Source organism: Pararhizobium polonicum, from assembly GCF_001687365.1.
GTDB classification, from domain to species: Bacteria; Pseudomonadota; Alphaproteobacteria; order Rhizobiales; family Rhizobiaceae; genus Pararhizobium; species Pararhizobium polonicum.
The window spans coordinates 134,307-143,492 of the sequence record NZ_CM004503.1 but is presented as its reverse complement, the minus strand read 5'-3'; the positions used below and the strand labels follow the sequence as shown (position 1 = coordinate 143,492).

The window sequence follows — 9,186 nt, the reverse complement described above, 5'->3', positions numbered from 1 at the left end:
TACATTCCGTGGGTTAAGGGGGATTTTGGTTGCTCTGGATGGTTGCCCTGAGGTGCAGATTTGCACATCCGTGTCGGCATTTAGCAGCTCTCCACGGCTCGCATTTCGCGCCCTGGAACACCGACTCGGTAGAATCACTGGGTGCAAATCTGCACGTAGGCACACGCGTCGCGAGATGATTTCTGTTCGCATGACCTGTTCATGCGGAGATCATGATGCGGATACTGACAGTCTCGCCGGACCAATACGAACGTAGTCTAAGCTTCCTCAAACAGATGCACCGTCTTCGCGCGACGGTCTTCGGTGAACGTCTCGAATGGGACGTCTCCATCACCGCAGGGGAAGAGCGCGACCAGTACGATGATTGCAAGCCGACCTACCTTTTGGCGATTACAGACAGCGGAATGGTCGCCGGCTGCGTTCGTCTTCTGCCGGCTTCCGGCCCGACGATGCTGGAGCGAACCTTCCCTCAGTTGCTCGAAACGGGTTCCCTCAGCCCGCATTCCGGAAGGGTCGAGAGTTCTCGCTTCTGCGTCGATACCGGCCTTGCGGCACGGAGGGATGCGAGCCAACTGCACCTTGCGACGCTCACTCTGTTCGCTGGCATCATCCAATGGGCGATGGTGGCCGGCTACAGCGAGATCGTCACCGCCACTGATCTTCGCTTCGAGCGCATACTGAAGCGGGCGGGCTGGCCTATGCAACGGCTCGGCCAACCGGCCGCAATCGGCAACACCATCGCCATTGCGGGAAGCCTGCCGGCCGATCGTGCCAGCTTCGAGCAGGTTTGCCCTCCGGGCTATTATTCTATCCCCCGGAACGACGTGGCAGCGATCAGGAGTGCCGCTTGACCCAGTTGCGCTCCCATTCGCGTCTGGTCCGGAAACTCCAGGATGCCCTCGGCGATCAGCTCTGCGTCGCGCTTGATGATGCGACGGTGGTCGAGATCATGCTCAATCCCGATGGCAAGCTCTTCATTGAGCGACTGGGTCATGGAGTGGCCCCGGCCGGCCAACTCAGCTCCGCCGCGGCGGAAGTGATCATCGGCAGCGTCGCCCACGCATTACAGTCCGAAGCCGACGACGAGCAACCGATCATCTCCGGCGAACTTCCGATCGGAGGCCACCGGTTCGAGGGCTTGCTGCCGCCGGTCGTTTCCGGACCGAGCTTCACGATCCGCCGGCGTGCCTCACGCCTGATCCCGCTCGACGACTACGTGAAACACAAGATCATGACCGAGGCGCAGGCGTCGATTCTGCGCAGCGCAATCGCGTCTCGCATGAATATCGTGATCTCCGGCGGTACGGGCTCCGGCAAGACGACGCTCGCAAATGCCGTCATTGCCGAAATCGTCGCGAATGCGCCGGACGATCGGATCGTCATTCTGGAGGACACCGCCGAGATTCAGTGCGCGGCCGAGAACGCCGTGGCGCTCCATACAAGTGACACGATCGACATGGCCCGGCTTCTCAAGAGCACGATGCGCTTGCGGCCCGATCGCATCATCGTCGGCGAGGTCCGCGACGGGGCGGCTCTCACGCTGCTCAAGGCATGGAATACCGGGCACCCCGGCGGCGTCACCACCATTCACTCGAACACGGCGATGTCGGCTCTCCGCCGGCTCGAGCAACTGACCGCCGAGGCAAGCCAGCAGCCGATGCAGGAAGTCATCGGCGAAGCGGTGGACCTGATCGTCTCGATAGAACGAACGGGGAAGGGAAGGCGGGTCCGCGAAGTCATCCATGTCGAGGGCTTCACCAACTCCCGCTACCGGACCGAACACTACGCCCAGATCGATGAGGATAGCCATGACGCATAAGACCAGGATTACTATTGCACTTGCGGCATTCGCCGCCGTCTCCAGCGTCATTCTGGCGGATCCGGCCTTCGCCTCCTCAGGCGGTAGTCTGCCCTGGGAATCTCCGCTGCAGCAGATCCAGCAGTCCATCACCGGGCCGGTTGCCGGCTTCATCGCGCTCGCGGCCGTCGCGATCGCAGGTGGCATGTTGATCTTCGGGGGCGAGTTGAATGACTTCGCTAGAAGGCTTTGCTACGTCGCCCTCGTTGGCGGCGTGCTGCTCGGCGCGACCCAGATCGTCGCTCTCTTCGGTGCAACTGGCGCTTCGATCGGCGAGATCGAGACTCGGACTGGGTCTGGGCTCGTCGAACCGTGGGCAACACTTCGACCGGAAGGGGAGGGGGCTCATGGCTGAGCCCGGCTCCAACCTCGCCCGCTCTCGCGTCCATCGCGCGCTGTCCCGCCCGAACCTGCTGATGGGCGCCGACCGCGAGCTGGTGCTGCTGACGGCGCTTGCCGCCGTGATCCTGATCTTCGTCGTGCTGACCTGGTACGCCGCGCTGTTCGGCATCGCCATCTGGCTGGTCGCGGTTGCCGCGCTTCGGATGATGGCGAAGGCCGACCCGCTGATGCGCCGCGTCTATCTGCGGCATGTGTCCTATCGGTCCCTGTACCGGCCCACCTCGACGCCATGGCGCAAGTTCTGAGGGGGCAGGCATGGTCGCACTAAAACTCTTCCGACACTCCGGTCCGTCATTCGCCGATCTGGTTCCCTACGCCGGCCTGGTCGATAATGGCGTGATGCTGCTGAAGGACGGCTCGCTAATGGCCGGCTGGTATTTTGCCGGTCCGGACAGCGAAAGCTCGACAGACACTGAGCGAAATGAGGTCAGCCGGCAGATCAATATGATCCTGTCGCGGCTCGGCTCGGGCTGGATGATCCAGGTCGAAGCCTTGCGGGTACCGACGATCGATTATCCGGCCAGGGACACTTGCCATTTCCCTGATCCTGTCACGCGCGCGATCGATAGTGAGCGACGGTCTCATTTCGAGCGGGAGAGCGGGCATTTCGAGAGCCGGCACGCGCTGATCCTGACCTGGCGGCCGCCAGAACCGCGGCGGTCCGGGCTAACACGCTATGTCTATTCGGATACCGCGAGCCGTTCGGCCACCTATGCCGATACGGCGCTCGACTCTTTCCGGACCTCCATCCGCGAGGTCGAACAGTATCTCGCCAACGTCGTCTCCATCCGACGCATGGTGACGCGGGAAACCGAAGAACGCGGGGGCTTCCGGATCGCCCGCTATGACGAGCTGTTCCAGTTCATCCGCTTCTGCATCACCGGCGAGAACCACCCGGTCCGCCTGCCCGATATCCCGATGTATCTCGACTGGCTGGTCACGGCCGAGCTGCAGCACGGTCTGACCCCGACCATCGAGAACCGCTTTCTCGGTGTCGTCGCCATCGACGGCTTAGCCGCCGAGAGCTGGCCGGGGATCTTGAACAGTCTCGACCTGATGCCGCTCACCTATCGGTGGTCGTCGCGCTTCGTCTTTCTCGACGAGCAGGAGGCACGCTCGAGGCTGGAGCGCACTCGCAAGAAATGGCAGCAGAAGGTGCGGCCGTTCTTCGACCAGCTCTTTCAGACACAGAGCCGTTCGGTGGATCAGGATGCCATGATGATGGTCGCCGAGACCGAGGACGCTATCGCCGAGACGGCGTCGCAACTCGTCGCGTATGGCTATTACACGCCGGTTATCGTTCTGTTTGATGAACAGCAACCGCGCCTTCAGGAAAAGTGCGAAGCGATCCGTCGCCTCATCCAGGCCGAAGGGTTCGGCGCACGCATCGAGACGTTGAACGCCACGGACGCTTTCCTCGGCAGCCTGCCCGGGGTGTCTTACGCCAATATCCGCGAGCCGCTGATCAACACCCGCAATCTTGCCGACCTCATCCCGCTGAACTCGGTCTGGTCGGGCAGTCCAGTAGCACCTTGCCCATTCTATCCGCCGGCCTCGCCACCCTTGATGCAGGTGGCCTCCGGATCTACGCCGTTCCGGCTGAACCTGCATGTTGACGATGTCGGACACACGCTGATTTTCGGGCCAACCGGCTCTGGCAAGTCGACGCTGCTGGCGCTGATCGCAGCGCAGTTCCGGCGTTACGCAGACGCCCAGGTGTTCGCCTTCGACAAGGGCGGCTCGATGCTGCCACTGACGCTGGGCATTGATGGCGATCACTACCAGATCGGCGGCGACGGGGCCGGGGAGGGGGGCTCGCCGCAGCTAGCCTTCTGCCCGCTCGCCGAACTTTCGACCGACGGCGACCGCGCTTGGGCGGCCGAGTGGATCGAGACGCTCGTCGCCCTGCAGGGCGTCACTGTCACACCCGACTATCGCAACGCAATTTCCAGGCAGCTGGCCCTGATGGCGGAATCGCGTGGCCGCTCGCTCTCGGACTTCGTCTCGGGCGTGCAGATGCGCGCGATCAAAGACGCGCTCCACCACTACACGGTCGATGGTCCGATGGGCCAGTTGCTCGACGCCGAAGAGGACGGTCTGGCGCTCGGTGCCTTCCAGTGCTTCGAGATCGAGGAGCTGATGAACATGGGCGAGCGTAATCTCGTCCCGGTCCTGCTCTACATGTTCCGGCGGGTCGAAAAGCGGCTGACGGGCGCGCCCAGCCTCATCATTCTCGACGAGGCCTGGCTGATGCTCGGTCATCCGACGTTCCGCGACAAAATCAGGGAATGGCTGAAGGTGCTGCGCAAGGCCAACTGCGCCGTGGTGCTCGCGACCCAGTCGATCTCCGACGCCGAGCGCTCGGGCATCATCGACGTGCTCAAGGAAAGTTGCCCAACCAAGATATGCCTGCCCAACGGCGCGGCCCGTGAGCCGGGGACGCGCGAGTTCTATGAGCGCATCGGCTTCAACGAGCGGCAGATCGAGATCGTCGCGACCGCGCTCCCGAAGCGCGAATATTACGTGGCCTCGCCGGAGGGCCGCAGGCTGTTCGACATGTCGCTCGGTCCCGTGGCGCTCTCATTCGTCGGTGCGTCCGGCAAGGAGGACTTGAAGCGCATCCGCGCCCTTCACTTCGACCACGGGGCGGATTGGCCCCTCCATTGGCTCCAGCAAAGGGGGATCGCCCATGCCGATACACTTTTCCCGGTCGCTTGAAGCGGCGCGCGCCGTCATGATCGCAGCCATCATTATCCCGGTCGCTTTGCCCGTTCCGACCCAAGCGGGCGGCGTCACGGGTCAGGCCACGGAATGGACGCAGATTGCCAACAATGCGGAACTCATCAGTCTCGTCGGCAAATCGGCCGAGCAGGTCAACAATCAGATCAAGCAGATCTCCCAACTCGCCGAGCAGATCCAGAATCAGATCAACATCTACAATAACCTGCTGCAGAACACCGCCCAGCTTCCGGATCATATCTGGGGGCAGGTCGAAAATGACCTGACGAAACTGCAGAGCGTCGTCGCCCAAGGCCAGGGCGTCGCCTTCTCGATGGGCAATATCGACGACGTGCTGAAGCAACGCTTCCAGAGCTTCGCCGACATGAAAAGCAATCTGCCGGACGGCCAGAGCTTCTCGTCGAGCTATCAGGGTTGGTCCGACACCAATCGCGACACGATCGCCGGCACGTTGAAGGCGGCCAGCCTGACGTCCGATCAGTTCTCCAGCGAAGAATCCACCATGTCGTCGCTGCGCTCGATGTCGGAAACGGCTGATGGCCAGATGAAGGCACTGCAGGTCGGACACCAGATCGCAGCCCAGGAAGTCGCTCAGATGCAAAAGCTGCGTGGGCTGGTCTCGCAACAGACGACGATGATGGGCACCTGGTTTCAGTCGGAACAAGCACAAAAGGATCTGGCACAGGCCCGGCGCGAACAATTCTTCAACGCGCCCACCAACGACATCCGCGGCGGACAGACGATGGAGCCACGCTGGTGAGCCCGCGCATTCTGATCGCTCTCGTAGTGGCGGGTGGCATCGGCTTGGGAGCCGGCTTTGTCGCCTGGGTAATCGTCCAACCGGGTGCCACGACCGCGACGCCCGCTGAATCGTCAGGCTCGGGCGAGGCGCGGAGCGAATATCGCGAGCGCTTCTTCAGCGGCGATCCGGATCGCGACGTGCGCAGCGGACAGGAGATGAAGCCCCGATGGTAATCGTCTCTGCTTCTCGTAAGCTGGAATTCGCCTTCATCGCCGTTGCGATCCTAGCTCTCGCGACCGCGCCGGCCTTCGCCCAGCAAGGGGCGGTCCTGACCACATTGGAAAACCAGGTTGTCACTGCCGCGAAGGGCTGGGAGACGACGGTGATGAATGCGGCCCGATCGCTCTTCTGGATCCTCGCCGGCATCGAAGTCGGGATCGCCGCGGTCTGGCTGGCGATCAATGCGGCGAGCCTTGATGCCTGGTTCGCTGAACTGGTCCGCCGGATCATGTTCATTGGTCTGTTCGCCTTCATCCTCGATGGCGGTCCGGCCTTCGCCAAGGCCGTGGTCGACAGTCTATATCAGATCGGTGCCGGCGGCGGCTCCGCTTCACCCGCCAACATCTTCGATGCCGGGATACGCGTCGCCTCTAAAATGTCCGAGCAGGCGAAGTTCGGCCTGTTCGAAGACAACGCGCTCGCCATCGCAGCTGTCTTTGCAATGGTCGTGGTTGTGGTCGCCTTTTCCCTGGTCGCCGCGATCTTCGTGGCAGTCATGGTCGAAATGTACGTCGGACTGCTGGCCGGCATGATCATGCTCGGGCTTGGCGGCTCGTCCTATACCAAGGATTTTGCCGTCCGGTATCTGGTCTATGCCTTCTCCGTCGGCCTGAAACTGATGGCTCTGGTAATGATTGCCAAGATCGGCTCCGACATTCTGCTTGGGCTTGCAGAAGCACCGACGGCAACCTCCGACCAGTTTATCACGACGCTTGCCATCGCCGGCATCTCGGTCGTCGTCTTCGTCATCGCCATGTACGTGCCCCCTATCATGCAGGGTGTCGTCCAGGGCGCGTCGGTCGGTGGAGGCATGGAAGCCATCCGTCACGGCGGGCAGGCGGCCGCTACCGCTTTAGGCGCCGGCTTCCTCACCATAGGTGCTGCAAACCGGGGGTTTGAGGCAGCGAATGCTGCGAGAGCTGGCGGATCGTCACTTGCCGGCGCGGCGATGCGCGGCATGGAAGCCGCCGTTGGTGGGGCAGCCGGCGCCGTCGGCTCCGCCGCAAAGGACAAGGCGATCGGCTCGCCCGGCGCCTATGCCGGATCGCTGCTCGGGCTTGCCAATGCCAAGCTCGACCAGACGCAAAAGTCCGGAACGCCGTCCGCACCTCCGCCCATCAACGACAAAAAGTAAAAGGCTGATCACACATGGCCGGACCCACCCCGCCCGACAATCCCTACATCGCTGCGAGAAATGAATGGAACGAGCGGTACGGCTCTTATGTCAGGGCGGCATCCGCGTGGCGCATCGTCGGTATCACCGGCATGACGATGGCGGTGATCGGATTCAGCTACGCTCTTTTCCAGAGCACGCAGGTCAAGCTGGTGCCGTACATCGTCGAGGTGGACAAGCTCGGCACTTCCTCGAGTGCCGGCTTTCCACAGCAGATCGAATATGCCGATCCGCGTGTGGTGCGCGCCACGCTCGGCAGTTTCGTCTCGAACTTCCGGTCGGTGACGCCCGATGCCGTCGTTCAGAAGCAATATATCGATCGCACCTATGCGCTGCTTCGGACCTCAGACCCTGCGACCGAAAAGGTCAACGCCTGGTTCCGCTCGTCCTCGCCCTTCGAGAAGGCGAAGAACGCCACCGTTGCCATCGAAGTCAACAATATCGTCGCACTCTCGAACCAGAGCTACCAGATCGACTGGACCGAATTCGAGCGCGACCGTCGCGGCAAGGAAACCGCCGTCCGCCGATTCCGCGGCATTGCCACCGTGACGCTTACACCGCCGCAGGACGAGGGTGTCATCCGACTGAACCCGATCGGTCTCTATCTCCGGGATCTCGACTGGACCGCGCAGCTTTGAAAGGCATGGCTACCAACATGAACATTCGACTGAGACGTTTTCCGGCCACGCTGACTGCTGCCGCGATGGTTGCCGCGATCTTGCCGTTTTCCGCTTCTCTTTCCTCCCGCGCGCTCGCAGCCGATGGCGTCACCGCCAATGAGGCGAAGGGGATGGGGATTTCCACCCAGTGGCGCGGATCACGCGGACTTGTCACGAAAGGACCGGACGGGAAGGTGATCTTTCTCTACGGCGAGGTCCAGCCCTCCGTGGTTTGCTCACCGCTGCAGGTCTGCGACATCGAGCTTCAGGGCGGCGAGGTAGTCCGCGACGTGCTCGTCGGCGACACCGTAAGGTGGAAGGTGGAGCCAGCAACCTCGGGAGCGGCGGAAGGACAGGCGATCCACCTGATCGTCAAGCCGTCGGAGCCGAACCTCGTCACCTCGATGGTGGTGACGACCTCGCGCCGGACCTATCACATCCAGCTCAAGTCGCATGCAAACCAATACATGGCACGCGTCGGCTTCGAGTATCCGGAAGACGTTTCGACCAAGCTGGCCGACATCAACGCGCGGATGGAGGCCAGCACGATTTCCGGCGCCGGTGTTCCGGCCGAGCGGTTGAATTTCTCCTATTCCATCTCCGGCAATGCCGGCTGGCGGCCGACAAGGGTCTATTCGGACGGGGAGAAGACTTACGTCCAGTTCCCGCGGTCGATCTCCGGCCAGGACGCGCCGGTGCTGTTTGTCGTCTCCGGTGGGCAGAACCGCATCGTCAACTACCGGATGAAGGGCGACATGATGGTGGTCGACTATCACGTCGACCGCGCGGTGTTGGTCTCCGGCGTTGGCTGGAAAAAGGAAAAGGTGACGATCAGAAGGGGAGGGCGGTAATGCGAAGCTTTCCCACCCTGCTGCAGCCCTTGCGCCTCCTCCGCAGCCTTACCGCCGCCTGCACCCTCGCCCTCTTCATTTCCGGATGCCAGTCGCCCGGAGTGGACGGGCTCACCGCCAGCAAGGCGCCGGCCGAGATCTCCGGCCCGGCAGCGAGCGCAATCGCCGGCGATATGGTGAGCAGGCTCGCCGAGCAGATCGGCCCCGGAACCGCGACCGTCTCGTTGAAGCAGGACAGTTCGCCCTTCGGGCAAGCGCTCGAGGCAGCCCTGAAGGGCTGGGGCTATGCCGTCGTGACCGACCAGAAGACGGATAGTGCTGCGCGCACCGTGCCGCTCGCCTATGTCGTCATTCCCTTTGAGGGTCAGGTGCTTGCACGCCTGTCGACCAACAGCGTCGAACTCGGTCGCGGCTATGTTGTCTCGACGACAGGCGCGCAGCCGGCGAGCGCCCTTTCGGTCATGAAGCGCGGTTAGGGGAGG

The 9,186-nt window shown here is 62.6% G+C and carries 11 protein-coding genes; all 11 read left to right on the top strand.

Features of this window, described 5'->3' with window-relative positions; all coding sequences use genetic code 11:
- The first annotated feature begins 215 nt into the window (after window positions 1-215).
- The 11 genes from traI to trbH are packed head-to-tail and all read left to right on the top strand — an operon-like array spanning window position 216 to window position 9,180.
- A complete protein-coding gene (traI, locus tag ADU59_RS01520) occupies window positions 216-851 on the top strand; it encodes an acyl-homoserine-lactone synthase (RefSeq protein WP_068950998.1) in 636 nt (211 codons plus the stop codon).
- Window positions 848-1,819 (top strand): P-type conjugative transfer ATPase TrbB, encoded by a 972-nt coding sequence (trbB, locus tag ADU59_RS01515; RefSeq protein ID WP_068950996.1) that lies wholly within the window; start codon window positions 848-850, stop codon window positions 1,817-1,819. Before traI ends, trbB begins: the two co-directional genes overlap by 4 nt.
- Window positions 1,809-2,213, top strand: a complete 405-nt coding sequence (gene trbC / locus ADU59_RS01510; protein ID WP_083198079.1) for a conjugal transfer pilin TrbC — start codon at window positions 1,809-1,811, stop codon at window positions 2,211-2,213. Before trbB ends, trbC begins: the two co-directional genes overlap by 11 nt.
- On the top strand, window positions 2,206-2,505 hold the full coding sequence (locus ADU59_RS01505; RefSeq protein ID WP_068950994.1) for a conjugal transfer protein TrbD: 300 nt from the start codon (window positions 2,206-2,208) through the stop codon (window positions 2,503-2,505). Before trbC ends, ADU59_RS01505 begins: the two co-directional genes overlap by 8 nt.
- Before the next feature lie 10 nt (window positions 2,506-2,515).
- Window positions 2,516-4,978, top strand: a complete 2,463-nt coding sequence (locus ADU59_RS01500) for a conjugal transfer protein TrbE (protein WP_068950992.1) — start codon at window positions 2,516-2,518, stop codon at window positions 4,976-4,978.
- Window positions 4,950-5,759, top strand: coding sequence for a P-type conjugative transfer protein TrbJ (trbJ, locus tag ADU59_RS01495; protein ID WP_068950985.1), 810 nt, complete (start codon window positions 4,950-4,952; stop codon window positions 5,757-5,759). Before ADU59_RS01500 ends, trbJ begins: the two co-directional genes overlap by 29 nt.
- Window positions 5,756-5,974 (top strand): entry exclusion protein TrbK, encoded by a 219-nt coding sequence (gene trbK / locus ADU59_RS01490; protein ID WP_068950983.1) that lies wholly within the window; start codon window positions 5,756-5,758, stop codon window positions 5,972-5,974. The genes trbJ and trbK overlap by 4 nt, the downstream gene beginning before the upstream one ends.
- Window positions 5,968-7,155: a P-type conjugative transfer protein TrbL gene (gene trbL / locus ADU59_RS01485; protein WP_012478019.1), complete on the top strand. Its 1,188-nt coding sequence runs from the start codon at window positions 5,968-5,970 to the stop codon at window positions 7,153-7,155. The genes trbK and trbL overlap by 7 nt, the downstream gene beginning before the upstream one ends.
- Before the next feature lie 14 nt (window positions 7,156-7,169).
- The gene (locus tag ADU59_RS01480; RefSeq protein WP_068950981.1) at window positions 7,170-7,832 is read left to right on the top strand and encodes a conjugal transfer protein TrbF; all 663 of its coding nucleotides are present in this window, start codon (window positions 7,170-7,172) and stop codon (window positions 7,830-7,832) included.
- A 17-nt stretch (window positions 7,833-7,849) separates the two neighbouring features.
- The gene (gene trbG / locus ADU59_RS01475; RefSeq protein ID WP_068950979.1) at window positions 7,850-8,704 is read left to right on the top strand and encodes a P-type conjugative transfer protein TrbG; all 855 of its coding nucleotides are present in this window, start codon (window positions 7,850-7,852) and stop codon (window positions 8,702-8,704) included.
- Window positions 8,704-9,180 (top strand): conjugal transfer protein TrbH, encoded by a 477-nt coding sequence (gene trbH, locus ADU59_RS01470; RefSeq protein WP_068950977.1) that lies wholly within the window; start codon window positions 8,704-8,706, stop codon window positions 9,178-9,180. The genes trbG and trbH overlap by 1 nt, the downstream gene beginning before the upstream one ends.
- Window positions 9,181-9,186 lie beyond the last annotated feature (6 nt).

What these genes read in the sequence shown, in the direction of transcription:
- trbJ (WP_068950985.1), top strand. Translation starts at nt 4,950, where the DNA reads ATGCCGATACACTTTTCCCGGTCGCTTGAAGCGGCGCGCGCCGTCATG.
- ADU59_RS01505 (WP_068950994.1), top strand. Translation starts at nt 2,206, where the DNA reads ATGGCTGAGCCCGGCTCCAACCTCGCCCGCTCTCGCGTCCATCGCGCG.
- trbC (WP_083198079.1), top strand. Translation starts at nt 1,809, where the DNA reads ATGACGCATAAGACCAGGATTACTATTGCACTTGCGGCATTCGCCGCC.
- traI (WP_068950998.1), top strand. Translation starts at nt 216, where the DNA reads ATGCGGATACTGACAGTCTCGCCGGACCAATACGAACGTAGTCTAAGC.
- trbG (WP_068950979.1), top strand. Translation starts at nt 7,850, where the DNA reads ATGAACATTCGACTGAGACGTTTTCCGGCCACGCTGACTGCTGCCGCG.
- trbL (WP_012478019.1), top strand. Translation starts at nt 5,968, where the DNA reads ATGGTAATCGTCTCTGCTTCTCGTAAGCTGGAATTCGCCTTCATCGCC.
- ADU59_RS01480 (WP_068950981.1), top strand. Translation starts at nt 7,170, where the DNA reads ATGGCCGGACCCACCCCGCCCGACAATCCCTACATCGCTGCGAGAAAT.
- ADU59_RS01500 (WP_068950992.1), top strand. Translation starts at nt 2,516, where the DNA reads ATGGTCGCACTAAAACTCTTCCGACACTCCGGTCCGTCATTCGCCGAT.
- trbH (WP_068950977.1), top strand. Translation starts at nt 8,704, where the DNA reads ATGCGAAGCTTTCCCACCCTGCTGCAGCCCTTGCGCCTCCTCCGCAGC.